This is a genomic window from Streptomyces sp. NPDC046716 (assembly GCF_040645755.1).
In the GTDB taxonomy this organism is placed as follows: domain Bacteria; phylum Actinomycetota; class Actinomycetes; order Streptomycetales; family Streptomycetaceae; genus Streptomyces.
Genome location: NZ_JBEYYU010000106.1, coordinates 1 through 16,591, shown reverse-complemented (window position 1 = coordinate 16,591; position 16,591 = coordinate 1). Strand labels below are relative to the sequence as shown.

Genomic DNA, 16,591 nt, shown 5'->3' with positions numbered 1-16,591 from the left:
GGACCCTGTGGGAGAGTAGGACGCCGCCGAACAAATTTTGAGAAAACCCCCGTGCCATCGGCACGGGGGTTTTCTGCGTTTACGGGCAAGAATTCGGCCGAGGCCGAGGCCGCGAAGCCCTCAGGCCGTCGCGGCCAAGCGCTTCGCGTCCTTCGTGGGGTAGCCGGCCGACGACAGCACCGCGACGACCGCCGCGCGGCCCGCGTCCTCCGCCGGAAGCACACCCTCGTTGACCGCCTCCATCAGGCCGAACAGCACCTGCTCATGGACATGGGCCAGAGCTTCGGCCGGCAGCGGCGAATCGAACTCCCCACTCTCCAGAGCCTGTTGGAGGAGTTCCGTGCAGGCCTCCCGGACCGGAGTCAGACGGGCCCTGATGCCCTCCACCGTGACACTGCGCTGAGCGAGATGGACCAGAAGGCGGTAGCGGTCCGCGATCGGCCAGATGGCCAGGATCGAACGGGCCACCGCCTCCGCCGGATCGGCGACCCCTTCGCGGCCTGCGCGGTGCGCCTCGGCCACCGCATGCGCCGCGTCGTCCACCAAGGCCTCGATGAGCGCGTCCCGGCTCGGGAAATGACCGTAGACCGTGCGGCGCACGACCCCCGCGGCGCGGGCGATCTGGTCCATCGACGCGTCGGGGTCGCGCAACAACTCCACCAGCGCGTCGTCCAGGATGCGGCGGCGGTTGGCGTCGGCTCGTACGGAGGCGGGGGCGGGAGTCACGCGTTCATTGTGCCTGGGCGCCGGGCGGGTCCGGCGTGGGGCCGTCTCACCGCCACCGTTTTGCACAGTGTTGTGCAACCGCGTAGATTGCACAGCACTGTGTAATTGCACAGGCGTGTGCAATCTGGCGTGTCTGTGCTGTCCTGCCACTGGAGGGGTTCCGCGTCATGCGTCTCGTCATGAACGAGCCGGTCGACACCATGGACCGGCCGTACGCTCGCCGCTGGTGGGCGCTGCTCGTGCTCTGTCTGAGCCTGTTGATCATCGTGATGGCCAATACGGCCCTCACGGTCGCGGCGCCCGACATGACCCGGGACCTGGGTCTGAGCAGCGCCGATCTGCAATGGGTCATCGACGGCTACACTGTGCCGTACGCGGCCCTGATGCTGCTGCTCGGCGCGATCGGTGACAAGTACAGCCGGCGAGGTGCGCTGCTGCTCGGGCTCGTCGTGTTCGGAGGCGGGGCCGTCGCCGGGTCGCTCGTCGGCAGCTCCATCGGGGTCATCGCCGCGCGGGCCGTCATGGGCGTCGGCGCCGCGATGATCATGCCGGCGACGTTGTCGCTGCTGGCCGCCACGTTCCCGCGGGCCGAGCGGGCCAAGGCCATCGTGCTGTGGACCGCGACGGCCGGACTCGCCATCGCCGCCGGGCCGTTGGTCGCCGGAGCGCTGCTGCGGGACCACGGCTGGGCGTCCACGTTCCTGATCAATGTGCCGATCGCCGCCGTCGCGATCGTCGGCGCGCTCGTCCTCGTACCGCCGTCGAAGGCGGAACGGCACGGACGGATCGACTACGTCGGCGGGGTGCTGTCCGTGGTGTGGGTCGGCGCCCTCGTCTACATGATCATCGAGGGGCCGCACTTCGGCTGGGGTGCCAAGGCCGTGACCGCCGCCGTGGTGGCGGGTGTGGCGCTGGTGGGGTTCGTGGTGTGGGAGCTGCGGCATCCGCGGCCGGTGCTGGATGTGCGGAGGTTCGCCGACCGGCGGTTCGCGGGGTCCAATCTCGCCGTCGCGTTGTTCTTCCTCGCCGTCTTCGGGGCCTTCTACTACCTCACCCAGGATCTGCAGTTCGTGCTCGGGTACGACGCGTGGGAGACCGGGGTGCGGATGCTGCCGCTGGCCGGTGCCGTGTTCGTCGGGTCGGCGCTGACCGGGTATCTCACCCCGCGCATCGGTATGCGGATCACCGTGACGGCCGGGATGGTCGGCGGGACGGTGGCGCTCGCGCTGCTCACCCGGATCGACGCCGGGTCGGGGTACGGGGACTTCGTGCCGCCGCTCGTCATCCTCGGGCTCGCGATCGGGCTCGCACTGTCGCCCTGCACGGACGCCATCATGGGCGCGTTTCCGGAGAGCGAGCTGGGGGTGGGCGGCGCCGTGAACGACACGTCGCTGGAGCTGGGCGGGTCGCTCGGCATCGCCCTTCTCGGGTCGGTGCTCGCCGGTTCGTACTCCTCGCATCTCGCCGATGCCTCCCGGGGGACCGAGCTGCCCGGGGACGCGCTGTCCACCGCGCAGGACTCCGTCGGTGCCGGGTACGCCGTCGCGCAGCGGATCGGGGAGCAGGCCCAGCAGCTCGCCGAGAAGGCGCAGGGGGCGAGCGATCCGCAGCAGGCCGCGCAGTGGAAGGCGCAGGCCGGGCAACTTGCCGACGGGGCGCGGGCTATGGCCGATGCCGTGGGGGCGTCGTTCTCCGATGCCGTGGCGCACACGAGTGTGGTCGGGGCCGTGATTCTTGGGGTCGGGACCGTGGTGGTGGGTGTGCTGTTGCCGGGGCGGCGTGGGGGAGCGGCGGGGGCCGTGGGGGCCGCCGGTCTTGAGGCTCCGGTTGAGAGTGGTGCCGATGTGGTGTCTGCCGGGGTTGGCGGCAAGGGCTGAGGTTGTGGGTGGGTGCGGGGTGCGTCGTGGCTGGTTGCGCAGTTCCCCGCGCCCCTGGTGGGGTGCCTCATGGCTGTGTGGGGAGAGTGCGGGTGCGTTGTGGTTGCTCGCGCAGTTCCCCGCGCCCCTTGCGGGGCGCGGAGGGGCTCGTCACTGCGTTGCGATGGTGAGGCAGGAGCGGAGTTCCTGTAGGGGCTCCTGTGGGCCCGTGGTGGTCACCGGGGAGGGGGCGTCCGGTGATTGGCGGTTCCACAGGTCGCGCAGGAGTGCGGCCGGTGGAGCCGAGAGGGTGAGGTCGGGCGGGGTGTCGTCGGTGCCGTCCGTCACCGTGAAGCGGGCGGGGCCGGTGGTGATGCGCCAGGCCGCCGCCTTGGTGCCGAGGGCGTGGATGTCGATGGAGTGGCCGGGGGAACCGGCGAGGACGTCCGTGAAGTAGTTCCCATATTCCGACACCGCGAACTGCGTGAAGACCTTCAGGAGTTCGTCGATGCCGTCGACCGCCAGGTCCTCGGGGACCGGAGCGATCTGCTGCCCCGCGGCCAGCTCGGCGTCGATGCGGTGGATCACCGTCTCCTGCGCCATCCGGCGGATCCAGAAGCCGACCGTCCGGTCCGGCGTGTACCAGCCGCCGGCCGGGTCCCCGGGTTCCCGGTCGGCGAACTCCGCGAGCAGATCGGCGTACGCGCGGTCGAGGAGCGCGAAGGGCTCGGCGTCCGCCGTGCCCTTCGGAGGCCACTCGAGCTCCTCGCCCGTGCGCATCGCGTGGGTCTTGTCCACATAGACCTGGGCGACGTGCCGTACCAGGTCGGTGACGGTCCAGTCGGGGCAGCTCGGCACCACCGCGCCGGGGTCGGCGGCGCTCGCGACGGAGCGCAGCCGGTCGAAGTCGGCGGCCAGACAGTCGAGATACCGTGCCGTGGTCAGAGGAACGCGTACGTCGTGAGTCATGGCGTCAACGTAGCGGCCCGCACCGACAATCAGCCTCCGTATTCCTCGCGTTCCACCGGGAGCCACAGTTCGGCTTCCGCCGTCGGGCCGTCCGGGGACCGGGAGATCCGGGTGCGCAGCAGTTCGGGGCCGGGGCGGGTGCGGTACGGGTTCGACGGGAACCACTCCGTGTAGACGTCGCTCCACAACCGCTGGATCGCCTCCGGCGCCGGGCCCGACGTCGTGAACACCGCCCAGGTCCCGGCCGGGACCGCCAGCGTCGGCAGGGCCTCGGGGACCGGGGCGCCCGCGGGGACGGCCACCGCCTGGTAGTAGTCGAGTTCGCTGCCCTCGGCGCGGCCGGGGTCGAGGTCGTCGCAGACCGCGAGGACGCCCCGGGGCTCCGCGCCGGCCCGCTCCGACAGCTTCTCCAGCTCGTCCAGGACACCGCGGTCGATGCCGCGGACGAACTCCTCGATCGCCGTGTTCGGCCCCAAGTACACCAGCGGCACCCGGGCTTTGGGCCCGACGACCGTGAACTCCGGGCGGTCCACCACGCGATAGCGCATCGTGCTGCTCCCTTCGACGGTGAGACGGAAGGTGAGCCGGGGCTGCGAGACGAGCACCGCGCCCGTCCGGCGGGCCTCGCCGGGGCCGATCCCGTGCAGCGCGCGGAACGCCCGGGCGAACGCCTCGCCCGAGCCGTACCCGTACCGCACGGCGATCGTCAGCAGCGGCTCTCGGCCCGCGAGCACGTCGGCGCCCGCGACGGTCAGCCGCCGTCGGCGCACGTACTCCGACAGCGGCATCCCGGCGAGCGCCGAGAACATCCGCCGCAGGTGGTACTCCGACGTGAGCGCGATCCGTGCCAGCTCCGCCACGTCGAGATCCCGGTCGAGGCGCTGCTCGATCCGGTCCATGGCCTGGTTGAGGCGGTCCAGCACCCCGGGCTCCCTTCCGGTCGTCCTGTTCGATCCTTGTGCGCCCACGCTAGGAGCCGGTGCGGGTGCCGGGCCCGACATCCTGTGCCCGCTCCGGTCAGGCGGTCAGGACCTCCACGCCCTGCGCCGTCAGCTGCTCGACCACCGTGTGGTCGGGGCCCGCGTCCGTGATCAGGGCGGTGATGTCCGCCCAGGGCAGCACCCGGTACCGCGACGCCGTGCCGATCTTCTCGGACGAGGCGAGGACGTACGTGTCCGCCGCCCGGGCCGCCAGGGCCCGCTTCATCGCGGCCTCCTCGGCGTCGCCCGTGGTCAGGCCCGCCTCCGGATGGACGCCGGTGACACCGATCAGGCACAGATCCGCCGACACGTTCTGCGCCGCCTCCGCCGCGGCCGCGCCGCAGGCCACCGCCGAGTGCTTGAAGATCCGGCCGCCCAGCAGGAACAGCTCCGCCCGGGGATGGTCGAGCAGGGCCGCCGCGATCGTCGGACTGTGGGTGATCACCGTGCACGCCAGATCCTGCGGGAGCCGGCGCGCTACCGCGAGCGCGGTCGTGCCGCCGTCCAGGATCAGGGCGCTGTCGGGCCGCACCAGCGCGGCGGCCGCCTCCGCGACCTTCTGCTTGCCGTCGGGGGCGACGGTCGTGCGCGTCGCGTAGTCCGCCACGGCGGGGGAGGCGGGCAGCGCTCCGCCGTAGACCCGCTGGCACAGTCCCTCGGCGGCGAGGTCGCGGAGGTCGCGGCGCACGCTGTCCTCGGAAATGCCCAGGTCGGCGGCGACATCCTTCGCGACGATCTTGCCCTCGCGGGCGAGCAGGCCCAGCAGGTGTTCACGCCGTTCGGCAGCCAGCATCCGTAGTCTCTCCTGTTCTTGCACGTTTCTGCATGTATCGTAGCGCGACATGAACGACCAGCACATCTCAGCAAGCGACTCCTCCGAGCGTCCCCTGCTCGTCCTCATCGCCGGGCCCTACCGGTCCGGCACCGGCGGCGACCCGCGTGCCATGGCCGCGAACCTGGCCCGCCTCGAGGAAGCGGCCTGGCCCGTCTTCGCCGCCGGGCACATCCCGATGATCGGCGAGTGGGTCGCGCTGCCCGTGCTCCGCTCCGCCGGAGCCGGGCCCACCGACCCCCTCGCCGACCAGGTGCTCTACCCGACCGCCGAGCGGCTGCTCGACCGGTGCGACGCCGTGCTGCGGCTCTCCGGCGAGTCGGCCGGCGCCGACCAGGACGTGGCCATCGCCCGCCGCCGCGGACTGCCCGTCTTCCACGACGTCGCCGAGATCCCGCGCGTCGCCCCGCCCGAGACCCCGCGGGAGACCGCGTGAGCGCGGCCACCGGACGCCCCGGCGTCGACGTCCCCGACCACCGCGGCCGCACCGGCCTCGACCGGGCCGGACACGGCCTCGACCGCAACCCCGGCGTCGTCGTCCGGGACGTCGAACTGACCTCGCGGGGCTGGCACGTGCTGCGCCGCACGACCTTCGACTACCGGCGCCGCGACGGGCGCTGGGAGACCCAGCAGCGCGAGACGTACGACCGGGGCAACGGCGCGGTCGTCCTGCCGTACGACGTCGGGCGCGGCCGGGTCCTGCTCACCCGGCAGTTCCGCTACCCGGCCTACGTCAACGGACACCCCGACGGCCTGCTCGTCGAGGCGGCGGCCGGGCTGCTCGACGGCGACGACCCGCTCTCGGCGATCCGGCGCGAGAGCGCCGAGGAGCTGGGCGTCGTCCTCGGCCCCCTCACCCCCGTCGCCGAGATCTACATGAGCCCCGGCTCGGTCACCGAGCGGCTGCACTTCTACGCGGCGCCGTACACCCCGGCCGACCGCACCGGCGCCGGGGGCGGCCTCGCCGAGGAGGGGGAGGACATCGAGGTGCTCGAAGTGCCCTTCGCCGAGGCCCTCGCCATGGTCCGCGACGGGCGCATCGCCGACGGCAAGACCGTCCTGCTGCTGCAATGGGCCGCGCTGGACGGCCCGTTCGCCGTCAGCCGTTGACGGTGCCCAGCGCCCGCACCTCCCGCTCGGTGAGCCGGATCGCGCCCGCCGCCACGTTCTGGGCGACGTGATCCGGGTCGCCGGTGCCGGGGATGGCCAGCACGTGCGGGCCCTGGTGCAGGGTCCAGGCGAGCCTGATCTGGGCAGGGGTCGCGTCGTGGGCGGCGGCGATCTCCGCGAGCGCGGCGCCGTCGCCTGCGCCTCCGGTGTCCTCGGCGCCCCGGTGCCCGCCGCCGCCCGCGATCGCGAAGAACGGCACGAAGGCGATGCCCAACTCCGCGCACCTGTGCAGCAGTTCGGCGTCACCGGGCCGCGTCCGGCCCAGGCCGAACGGGTTCTGCACGCACACGACCGGTGCCTCCTTCCGCGCCGCGTCGAGCGCCGCCACGTCCACGCCCGACACCCCGATGTGCCGGATCAGGCCCGCCTCCCGCAGCCGCGCCAGCTCACCCACGTACTCCGCGATGAGCGGTGCGGTCCGCTCGTTCACCCGCATGTTGACGACGTCGAGGCGGTCGCGGCCCAGCTGGCGCAGGTTCTCCTCGACGTCGCCGCGCAGTTCGTCGGGACGGGCCCACTCCGCCCAGTCGCCGGCGCGGTCGCGGCGCGGGCCGACCTTCGTGGCGATGACCAGATCGTCGGGGTAGGGGGCGAGCGCCGCGGCGATCAGCTCGTTGGCCGAGCGACGGGCCGAGAAGTAGAAGGCGGCCGTGTCGATGTGGTTCACGCCGAGGTCGACGGCGCGGCGCAGCACGCGGACCGACCGCGCGCGGTCGGCGACGGACGCGTTGTCGAAGGCGATGCGGCCCGGGAGCCGCATCGCCCCGAGCCCGATCCGGCGGACCGGAAGGTCGCCCAGGAGCCAGGTGCCGTCGCCGTGGATGCCGTCGTCGCCGATGTCTCGCCCGTGACTCATGTCTTTCCCGTTGCTCATGTCTCTCCTGTGCGGTGGTGCCGATGCGCGTACGTCGGTTGAGTACGGCGGGTGAGTAGGTGTGCTCAGGTGCGGGCGGCCCCGGGCGGATGGAATGGGGCCATGACTCAGGAATCGAGCTCCCGGCAGTGGATCGCGCCGCTGCTCTCGACGCTGGCCACGATCCCGGGCGCGTTCTTCGCCTACCTCTTCGCGGGTCTGTCCGGGATGGCCTGCGACTCCTGCACCGACGCGCAGGCCGACCGGTTCGACCCCAGCTTCGACCGGGCGTTCACCGTCTTCGGCTGGGGCCTGACCGTGGCCCTGCTCGTCCTGGTGACGGCCTGGCTGCTGCCCTGGCGGGAGCGGTTCACCGGCTGGCGGATCGGCCTCGCGGTGGGCGCGCCCTTCCTGGTGGTGCTCTCCGGCCTCGCGTTCGGCGGACTCGTCGACTGGCCCTGAGCCCGGATCGCCGCTCCGAGGGCTGGCCCTGACGTCAGGGTCAACGTTTACCGTCGTAGGCATGCGCATCGGAGAGCTCGCGGACCGCGCCGGGGTGACCACGCGGACGCTCAGGTACTACGAGTCGCGCGGGCTGCTGCCCGCCCGGCGCGGCGGGAACGGCTACCGGACCTACGACGAGGACGACCTGCGGGCGCTGCGGCAGATCCGCACGCTCCAGGACTTCGGGTTCGACCTGGAGGAGACCCGGCCGTTCGTGGAGTGTCTGCGGGCCGGGCACCCGGAGGGCGACTCGTGTCCCGCGTCGCTCGCCGTGTACCGCAGCAAGCTCGCCGAACTCGACTCGCTCATCGGTGAGTTGAGCGCAGTACGGGACACCGTCGGCGCGCAGTTGGCGCGTGCCGAGCGGGCCATGGACGCGCTGGCCGCGGAGGACGACTCCGCGCCGCGCTGTGAACTGAGGGAGTGATCACGATGGCGTTCCGGGACGTGACCGACGCGGACTTCGACGAGCAGGTCGTCAAGGCGGACCGGCCGGTGCTCGTGGAGTTCACCGCCGAGTGGTGCGGGCCGTGCAGGCAACTGGCCCCGGTGCTGCGGGCCGTGGCCGAGGAGGAGCGGGAGCGGCTCGACGTCGTGGCGATCGACGTCGACGCCAATCCGGACACGGCCGTGAAGTACGGCGTGCTGTCCATGCCGACGCTGATGGTCTTCAAGGGTGGGGAGCCCGTGTGGTCGCGGGTCGGCGCCCGGCCGAAGCGGCGTCTGCTGGAGGAATTGGCCGAGGCTCTCTGAAATACGCGGCGGATTAATCCGCGGCTTGGAAAGAAGCCCCGCCCGGGGTATATTCGGTGTTTCTGTGTGCCCACAGAAAAGGCCCCTCACTGGGGGCCAACTAAACACACCGTACCGGGCAGGGAGCAGTTTTGTCAAGCCGGGAATCCGCCGTATCCGAGAAGGAACTCCAAAAGGAACAGGAATTCATCGACCGGCTCTATGCGCGCGTCGACGCGCTGCGCGGCGAGGCCGCCGACTCGGTCACGAACGCCCTGACGCCGGTCGGCACCGGCCAGCAGGCCCGCCTGGAGCGGGACCTGCTGGTCGTGGAGCGCTCCGGTCTGCTCGCCGCGCTGAACGCGGTGGACGGCTCGCTCTGTTTCGGCCGGATCGATCTCACGGACGGCATCGCGCACCACATCGGGCGTATCGGAATTCGCGAGGACGACACCGAGCACACGCCGATTCTCATCGACTGGCGTGCGCCGGTGGCACGCCCCTTCTATCTCGCCACCGGGCACACGCCGATGGGTCTGCGCCGGCGCCGGCACCTCACCACCGAGGGGCGGACCGTCACCGAACTGCACGACGAGATCCTCGACCTGGGCGACGACGAGCGCACCGGTTTCGAGGACCCCTCCGGTGACGCCGTGCTGCTGGCCGCGCTGAACTCCGCGCGCACCGGCCGCATGGGCGACATCGTGCAGACCATCCAGGCCGAGCAGGACCGCATCATCCGCCACGACCACCGGGGTGTGCTGGTGGTCGAGGGCGGTCCCGGTACCGGCAAGACCGCGGTCGCCCTGCACCGTGCCGCGTTCCTGCTGTACGAGCACCGGGAACTGCTCGCCAAGCGGGCGGTGCTGATCGTCGGCCCCAACCCGGCGTTCCTCTCCTACATCTCCGAGGTGCTGCCCTCGCTCGGCGAGACCGGCGTGCTGCTCGCGACCGTCGGCGAGCTGTTCCCGGGCATCCACGCGACCGGCACCGACACGCCCCGCGCCGCCGCCGTGAAGGGCGCGCGCGAGATGGCCGACGCCCTCGCCATCGCGGTCCGCGACCGCCAGCAGCTCCCGGAGCCCGGCGCGCCGCTGGTGATCCGGCACGACGACGGGGACCTGATCCTCGACTGGGAGATCGCCTACGAGGCACGGCAGGCGGCCCGCGACACGCTGCTCCCGCACAACCTGGCCCGCCCGCACTTCGCGTTCCGCGTCATCGACGCGCTCACCGCGCAGCTCGCCGAGCGGATCGGGGCCGACCCGTACGGCGGGCCGAACTTCCTGGGCGCCGACGACCTCGCCCAGCTCGGCAAGGGCGTCGCCGCGAGCGCCGAGGTGCACGCGGCCATCGCCGACCTGTGGCCGCGGCTCACGCCGGAGGAGTTCGTCGCGGACTTCCTGGCCGACCCCGTCCACCTGCCCGACGACGCGGCCGCCGCGATCCGCCGCGAGGTCACGGGCCCCGCCGACTGGACGCCCGGTGACGTGCCGCTGCTCGACGAGGCCGCCGAACTCCTCGGGCACGACGACTCCGCCGAGCGGGCCGCCGCCGAGGCCGCGCGCCAGGAGCGGATCGCCTACGCGCAGGGCGTCCTCGACCTGTCCAAGGGCTCCGAGTCCTACGAGTTCGAGGACGAGGACGAGTCCGAGGTGCTGGCCGCGCACGACATCGTCGACGCGGACCGGGTCGCCGACTGGTACGACGAGGAGGACCACCGCAGCGCCGCCGAGCGGGCCGCCGCCGACCGGACCTGGGCGTTCGGCCACATCATCGTCGACGAGGCGCAGGAGCTGAGCCCGATGGCGTGGCGGCTGCTGATGCGCCGCTCGCCCACCCGCTCCATGACGCTGGTCGGCGACCCCGTGCAGACCAGCGAGGAGGCCGGCGTCGGCTCGTGGGCGGACATCCTCGCGCCGTACGTGGAGGACCGCTTCGAGCACACCCGGCTGGGCGTCAACTACCGCACGCCGAGCGAGATCATGGAGCTCGCGGCGGCCGTGATCCGCGCCGAGCACCCCGGCTTCGAACCGCCGTCGTCCGTGCGGTCGACGGGGGTGCGGCCCTGGGTGCGGGCCACCGACGACCTGCCCGCCGCCGTCGCCGCCGCGGTCGCCGAACTCACCCCCGAAGAGGGCCGCCTCGCCGTGATCGCCCCGCGTGAGCTGCACGCGGACCTCGCGGCGAAGGTGCCCGGGGCGACGGCGGGCGAGGCCCCCGACCTGACTCACACGGTCGTGCTGCTCGACCCGCGGCAGGCCAAGGGCCTGGAGTTCGACTCGGTGCTCGTCGTGGAGCCGGGCCGGTACGGGACCAGCGATCTGTACGTGGCGCTGACCCGGGCCACCCAGCGGCTCGGCGTCCTGCACACCGGCGACCTTCCGGAGGCGCTCGCCTAGTCGAGCGGGGCGAGTCCGGCGCAGAGGGCGGTGGGGAAGGCGGGCTCGATCCGGTGCACGTCGGAGCAGCCGCCCTTCTTGCCGCGGGCGATCGGCTTCCAGCCGGACTTCTCCGCGCGGAAGAACCAGCGGTCGTCCAGCGAGGCCCCGCAGCCGGGTGCCTCGCCCTCGGCGCAGGCGGGACCCATGCGCGAGGAGACGTCGAACACCAGCCACTTCTCGTCGCAGTGCTCGTCGCCGCGCCGCGTGTGGTTCGGGACGTCGAGCGCCATCACCGCCTGGTCGTACGAGGCGGGGGTGCAGCCGGTGGGGGCCGGGTGGCAGCCGAGTTCACCGCACAGCCGCAGCTCCGGCAGGTCGGCGCCGTCCGCGGTGAACACCGTGTGGACGTCCGTGGCCAGTTCGCGGTGGCCGAGCGCGGAGGGCAGCCGCACCTTCGCCGTGGCCGACGCCGTCTTGCGGCAGTCGGCACTCGGGCTGCCGCCGGTCAGCGCGGAGAAGGTCACCTGCACCCACACGGTGGTGTCCGACGTGGAGGTCACGACCGCCTTCAGATCGCGTGCGCAGGTCCTCCCGCCGCCGGGCACCTCGGCGACGACGCTGAGCGTGCGCCCGTCGTCGGCGAGCCGCGCGGCCGTCACCCCGAACGGGGCGAACGTCTGCCAGTGCGGCGACTCCGCCGGTGTCGCGGTGCCGCCGCCCGCTCCGGCCCGCAGCGTCCCGCAGGCGCCGAGCAGCAGCACGGCGACGGCGCTCAGCAGGACGGCGGCCAGTGATCTCTTGGACTGCATCGGTTTCCGAACCCCCCGTGGCTGATGGACCAGGCCGACTATAGAGAGCGGCCGGACCACGGGGGAGCGGGACGTCGTCAGGCCGGGCGGAACCACACCGTGGCGAGCGGGGGCAGGGTCAGCCGCACACTGGCCGGGCGGCCGTGCGCCGGTACGTCGTCCGGTTTCACCGGCTCGGGGCTGGTGACGTCACCGCCGCCGTAGCGGCCCCGGTCGGTGTTGAGCACCTCCTGCCAGGCGGGCACGGCGTCCGGGACGCCGAGCCGGTACTCGCCCCGCACGACCGGCGAGAAGTTGGACACCGCGAGCAGCGGCGACCCGTCGGCCGCGTGCCGCAGGAACGCGAAGACGTTGTCCTCCGCCGCGTCACCGGCCACCCACTCGAAACCGGCCGGGTCGGTGTCCCGCTCCCACAGGGCGGGCGCCTCCCGGTAGACGGCGTTCAGATCCCGTACGAGATCGCGCACGCCGCGGTGGTCGGCCTCGGCCCCGTACGCCGGATCGAGCAGCCACCAGTCCGGGCCGTGCGCCTCCGACCACTCGGCGCCCTGGGCGAACTCCTGGCCCATGAAGAGCAGCTGCTTGCCGGGGTGCGCCCACATGAAGCCCAAGTAGGCGCGGTGGTTGGCGCGTTGCTGCCACCAGTCGCCGGGCATCTTCGAGACGAGGGACCGCTTGCCGTGCACGACCTCGTCGTGCGAGATGGGCAGGACGTAGTTCTCGCTGTACGCGTACACCATCGAGAACGTCATCTCGTTGTGGTGGTACTTGCGGTGCACCGGCTCGTGGCTCACGTACTCCAGGGAGTCGTGCATCCACCCCATGTTCCACTTCAGGCCGAAGCCGAGACCGCCGTGGCCGCCCGGGCCGATGTGGTGGGTGGCGCGGGTGACGCCGTCCCAGGCCGTGGACTCCTCGGCGATCGTCACGACACCGGGGACCCGCCGGTACAGGGTGGCGTTCATCTCCTGGAGGAAGTCGACCGCGTCGAGGTTCTCCCGGCCGCCGAACTGGTTCGGCGTCCACTGCCCCTCCTCGCGCGAGTAGTCGAGGTAGAGCATGGAGGCGACCGCGTCGACGCGGAGGCCGTCGATGTGGAACTCCTCGCACCAGTACAGGGCGTTGGCCACCAGGAAGTTGCGGACCTCCTTGCGGCCGTAGTCGAACTCCAGGGTGCCCCAGTCCGGGTGCGCGGCGCGCAGCGGATCCTCGTGCTCGTACAGCGTCCGGCCGTCGAACTCGGCGAGCGCCCAGTCGTCGCGCGGGAAATGCGCAGGGACCCAGTCCATCAGGACGCCGATCCCGGCCTGGTGCAGCGTGTCGATCAGGAACTTGAAGTCGTCGGGGGTGCCCAGGCGCGCGGTGGGGGCGTAGAAGCCGGTGACCTGGTAGCCCCAGGAGCCGCCGAAGGGATGCTCGGCCACGGGCAGCAGCTCTACGTGCGTGAACCCCAAGTCGCTGACATATGCGGGCAGTTGCTCCGCGAGCTGCCGGTAGGTGAGACCGGGGCGCCAGGACGCCAGGTGGATCTCGTACACCGAGAAGGGGGACTCGTGCACCGGGCGGGCGGCACGGTGCTCCAGCCAGTCCTCGTCGTGCCAGGTGTGGTGGGAGGCGTGCACGATCGAGGAGTTGGCGGGGGGCGTCTCGGTGCGGGTGGCGAGCGGGTCGGCGCGCATCGTCTTGCTGCCGTCGGGGCGGGTGATCTCGAACTTGTAGAGCTCGCCCTCGCCGATGCCCGGCACGAACAGCTCCCAGATGCCGGACGAGCCGAGGGAGCGCATGCTGTGGGCCGCGCCGTCCCAGAAGTTGAAGCCGCCGACGACCCGGATCCCGCGGGCGTTCGGCGCCCAGACCGTGAAGCGGGTCCCCTCGATGCCCTGGTGGGTCAGGGGACGGGCGCCGAGCGCGGTCCACAGCTGCTCGTGGCGGCCCTCGCCGATGAGGTGGAGGTCGAGTTCGCCGAGGGCGGGGAGCAGGGCGTAGGCGTCCGCGACCGTGTGGGTGGTGTCGGCGTAACGGATCTCCAGCTCGTACCCGGACGGGACCTCGGGGAGCTGGAGCAGGCCCGAGAAGAACCCCTCGCCGTCGTCGTGGAGTTCCGCGAGCGGGGCCTGCGGGAGGCGGACGGCGACCTGCCGGGCGTAGGGCCGCCAGACGCGGAACGCGACGCCGCCGGCGGCCGGGTGGGCGCCCAGCACTCCGTGCGGGTTGTGGTGGGTCGCGGTGAGCAGCCGATTGCGGTCGTCCTCCGGGACGGGGGCCGGTGTCGTGGCGGGGCGGGGGGTCACGGGGTGCGCCTCCTTGGGGGGCTTCGCGTGTGCCGGGCGGGGGTGTGGTGGCGGGTGCGGGTCCGGTGGGGGGTTTGCGCAGTTCCCCGCGCCCCTTACGGGGCTTCTCGTGTGCCGGGCGGGGTGTGGTGGCGGGTGCGGGTCCGGTGGGGGGTTTGCGCAGTTCCCCGCGCCCCTTACGGGGCTTCTCGTGTGCCGAGTGGTGGCGGGTGCGGCCTTCGTCGTGGTTGCTCGCGCAGTTCCCCGCGCCCCTAGCGGGGCGCCTCCCGGGCCAGGCGGGCGAGGGCGGCCATCGGGACCGGGAGCCAGTCGGGGCGGTGGCGGGCCTCGTACAGGGCCTCGTAGACGGCCTTGTCCGTCTCGTAGGCGCGCAGCAGGACCGGGTCGGTGCGCGGGTCGCCGCCGGTCACCTCCGCGTAGCCGGCGCAGTACGCGGCACGGCAGGAATCCGCCCACGCCGCGTTCCAGGGGCGGGCGCTGCGGGCCGCGTAGTCGAAGGAGCGGAGCATGCCGGCGATGTCGCGGTGCGGGGGGTGCGGCATCCGGCGTTCCGCGAGCGGGCGGGACGGTTCGCCCTCGAAGTCGATGAGCCGCCAGGTGCCGTCCGCCTCGCGCAGGCACTGGCCCAGGTGCAGATCGCCGTGGACGCGCTGGGCGTGCCGGGTGCGCCCGTCGGCGGCGAGGTCGTGCAGCGCGGCGAAGGCGGAGCGCAGGGCGGGGACGTACGGGAGCAGCGCCGGGACCTGCTGGGCCGTCGCCTCCAGACGGCGGATCATCGTCCCGGCGAGCTGTTCCGTCTGCGCGCGGCTGTACGTGACCGTGGGCAGGGCCCGCGCCAGGGCCGTGTGGACCTCCGCCGTGGCGATGCCCAACTGCCGTGCCTCCTCGGCGAAGTCCTGCTCGTTCGTGAGGTGCTTCAGGGCCAGGTCCCAGCCGTCGGCCGCGCCCTTGAGGAACGGCTGGAGGACGCCGAGGGTCGTGGTCTCCTCCGCGTCCGCGCCGTCCCCGATGTCACCGATCTCCCCGGGCCGTGTCTCGAACCAGGCCACCGGCGCGGGCACCCGGTCGCAGCCCTCGCGGGCCAGGGCGAGGGGCAGTTCGAGATCGGGGTTGGTGCCCGCGACGACCCGCCGGAAGAACTTGGCGATGAGCCGGTCCCCGTACACGACCGAGGAGTTGGACTGCTCCGCCTGCAGGGGGCGGGGGACGAGACCGCGCGGGACCTCGCCGTACGGGCCGCGATGGAAGCCGAGGGCGCCGAGGGCGCCGGGTATCCGGAGCCGTTCCAGCAGCACGGACGCCTGGCGCGGATCCTGGAGCGCCTCGTAGGCGGTGCGGCCGGCCAGCGGACCCCGGGTGATCGTGCCGATCGCCGCCGGGCCGAGATGCTGGGGCAGCAACTCGGAGGTACCGATGAGGAGTTGGTAGCGGTCCCCGGGCCCGTCGTCGTCGGCGGGCGGCTGATGCGCGCGGACCAGCAGGTGCAGCAGGGCGGCGCCGGGCAGCAGCGGGGTGGCCGAGTCGAGGGTGAAGCCGGTCACGGGCCGGCCCTTGCCCGCGAACCAGCGCTGGCGTGGCAGCCATTCGCGCAGCAGTGGCTCCAGGGACAGGAGGAAGCCGGAGGGGTCGTCCGCCACGACGGCGGTGGGATGGGCGGGCCGGCCTGCGGCTTCCGACATGGCGTCGCGTCCTTTCCCCGGGCCGGGAACGCTCGACGACGGTGTGCGCGGTCCCGGGTGCCGAGATGCTGTCCTGAGCTGGTCCAGAGGGGGACGTGCCGAGTGTGCGTGAACGATTGCGTGCGCGATCCGTGGCGCGGGCCGGTGACGGTACGCGGCGGCGCCTGTTCCGCACGGTATTGGTGGAGAGTGCCCAGGGGGAGGGGACGGAAACCGGGATTGGCGGGTTCTTGGACAATCCCGGTGCCGCGCGAGCGGGGCGTACTCACGGGTCCACCGGCGCCCGGACGCGGCCGGCCGGCCCGGGGGCCAGGTGCTGGGCACCCCGACCCGGGCGGTGCGCCGGCCGCGCCCTCAGGCGGACGGTGTCACATCGCGTCCTTCCGCAGCCGGAACCAGTAGAAGCCGTGCCCCGCGAGGGTGAGCAGGTAGGGCAGTTCACCGATCGCCGGGAACCGCACCCCGCCGATCAGCTCCACCGGATGCCGGCCGCTGAACGACTGCAGGTCCAGCTCCGTCGGCTGGGCGAAGCGGGAGAAGTTGTGGACGCACAGGACCAGGTCGTCCCCCTCCTCCCCGGTCGACGGCAGCTCGCGCAGGAACGCGATCACCGCCGGGTTCGACGACGGCAGTTCGGTGTAGGAGCCGAGGCCGAAGGCCGGGTTCTGCTTGCGGATCTCGATCATGCGGCGGGTCCAGTGGAGCAGGGAGGACGGCGAGGACATGGAGGCCTCGACGTTGGTGACCTGGTAGCCGTAGACCGGGTCCATGATCGTGGGCAGGGAGAGGCGGCCCGGATCGCAGGA

16 protein-coding genes are annotated in these 16,591 nt (G+C 72.6%); 7 read left to right on the top strand and 9 right to left on the bottom strand.

Going from position 1 to position 16,591, the window contains the following annotated elements; all coding sequences use genetic code 11:
• Nucleotides 1–120: 120 nt before the first annotated feature.
• Complete coding sequence (locus ABZ930_RS40095; protein ID WP_361560097.1) at nt 121–726, bottom strand: TetR/AcrR family transcriptional regulator; 606 nt, start codon at nt 724–726, stop codon at nt 121–123.
• Nucleotides 727–893: 167 nt separating this feature from the next.
• On the opposite strand from ABZ930_RS40095, the gene ABZ930_RS40090 reads away from it, so the two are divergent.
• On the top strand, nt 894–2,603 hold the full coding sequence (locus ABZ930_RS40090) for an MFS transporter (protein WP_361560094.1): 1,710 nt from the start codon (nt 894–896) through the stop codon (nt 2,601–2,603).
• 150 nt (nt 2,604–2,753) lie between these two features.
• Here the strand turns inward: ABZ930_RS40090 and ABZ930_RS40085 are convergent, their stop codons facing one another.
• From ABZ930_RS40085 to ABZ930_RS40075, 3 genes are all read right to left on the bottom strand, one after another.
• A complete protein-coding gene (locus tag ABZ930_RS40085; RefSeq protein WP_361560091.1) occupies nt 2,754–3,551 on the bottom strand; it encodes a maleylpyruvate isomerase family mycothiol-dependent enzyme in 798 nt (265 codons plus the stop codon).
• Nucleotides 3,552–3,580: 29 nt separating this feature from the next.
• Complete coding sequence (locus ABZ930_RS40080) at nt 3,581–4,474, bottom strand: AraC family transcriptional regulator (RefSeq protein ID WP_361560088.1); 894 nt, start codon at nt 4,472–4,474, stop codon at nt 3,581–3,583.
• A 94-nt stretch (nt 4,475–4,568) separates the two neighbouring features.
• Complete coding sequence (locus ABZ930_RS40075) at nt 4,569–5,324, bottom strand: DeoR/GlpR family DNA-binding transcription regulator (protein WP_361560085.1); 756 nt, start codon at nt 5,322–5,324, stop codon at nt 4,569–4,571.
• A gap of 49 nt (nt 5,325–5,373) precedes the next feature.
• On the opposite strand from ABZ930_RS40075, the gene ABZ930_RS40070 reads away from it, so the two are divergent.
• Entirely contained in the window at nt 5,374–5,799 is a 426-nt protein-coding gene (locus ABZ930_RS40070; protein WP_361560082.1) for a DUF4406 domain-containing protein, read from the top strand.
• A complete protein-coding gene (locus ABZ930_RS40065; RefSeq protein ID WP_361560079.1) occupies nt 5,796–6,473 on the top strand; it encodes an NUDIX domain-containing protein in 678 nt (225 codons plus the stop codon). Before ABZ930_RS40070 ends, ABZ930_RS40065 begins: the two co-directional genes overlap by 4 nt.
• On the opposite strand, the gene ABZ930_RS40060 is transcribed toward ABZ930_RS40065, so the two are convergent.
• Complete coding sequence (locus ABZ930_RS40060; protein WP_361560077.1) at nt 6,463–7,389, bottom strand: aldo/keto reductase; 927 nt, start codon at nt 7,387–7,389, stop codon at nt 6,463–6,465. The two genes, ABZ930_RS40065 and ABZ930_RS40060, sit on opposite strands and share 11 nt — an antisense overlap.
• Nucleotides 7,390–7,509: 120 nt before the next feature.
• On the opposite strand from ABZ930_RS40060, the gene ABZ930_RS40055 reads away from it, so the two are divergent.
• The 4 genes from ABZ930_RS40055 (at nt 7,510) to ABZ930_RS40040 (ending at nt 11,024) form a co-directional block, all read left to right on the top strand.
• The gene (locus tag ABZ930_RS40055; RefSeq protein WP_361560074.1) at nt 7,510–7,848 is read left to right on the top strand and encodes a hypothetical protein; all 339 of its coding nucleotides are present in this window, start codon (nt 7,510–7,512) and stop codon (nt 7,846–7,848) included.
• 61 nt (nt 7,849–7,909) lie between these two features.
• Nucleotides 7,910–8,317 carry a MerR family transcriptional regulator gene (locus tag ABZ930_RS40050; RefSeq protein ID WP_361560071.1) on the top strand — a complete coding sequence of 136 codons (408 nt, stop codon included), beginning with the start codon at nt 7,910–7,912 and terminating at the stop codon, nt 8,315–8,317.
• Between the two features lie 5 nt (nt 8,318–8,322).
• Entirely contained in the window at nt 8,323–8,643 is a 321-nt protein-coding gene (gene trxA / locus ABZ930_RS40045) for a thioredoxin (RefSeq protein WP_361560068.1), read from the top strand.
• A gap of 131 nt (nt 8,644–8,774) precedes the next feature.
• Nucleotides 8,775–11,024: an AAA family ATPase gene (locus ABZ930_RS40040; protein ID WP_361560065.1), complete on the top strand. Its 2,250-nt coding sequence runs from the start codon at nt 8,775–8,777 to the stop codon at nt 11,022–11,024.
• Here ABZ930_RS40040 and ABZ930_RS40035 read toward each other — a convergent pair.
• The 4 genes from ABZ930_RS40035 to ABZ930_RS40020 form a co-directional block, all read right to left on the bottom strand.
• A complete protein-coding gene (locus ABZ930_RS40035; protein WP_361560062.1) occupies nt 11,021–11,815 on the bottom strand; it encodes a hypothetical protein in 795 nt (264 codons plus the stop codon). The two genes, ABZ930_RS40040 and ABZ930_RS40035, sit on opposite strands and share 4 nt — an antisense overlap.
• A 77-nt stretch (nt 11,816–11,892) precedes the next feature.
• The gene (gene glgB, locus ABZ930_RS40030; RefSeq protein ID WP_361560059.1) at nt 11,893–14,106 is read right to left on the bottom strand and encodes a 1,4-alpha-glucan branching enzyme; all 2,214 of its coding nucleotides are present in this window, start codon (nt 14,104–14,106) and stop codon (nt 11,893–11,895) included.
• Nucleotides 14,107–14,357: 251 nt separating this feature from the next.
• Nucleotides 14,358–15,785, bottom strand: coding sequence for a phosphotransferase (locus ABZ930_RS40025; RefSeq protein WP_361560056.1), 1,428 nt, complete (start codon nt 15,783–15,785; stop codon nt 14,358–14,360).
• Nucleotides 15,786–16,153: 368 nt separating this feature from the next.
• The coding region (locus ABZ930_RS40020; RefSeq protein WP_361560053.1) for an alpha-glucosidase C-terminal domain-containing protein at nt 16,154–16,591 on the bottom strand (438 nt) is incomplete at its 5' end.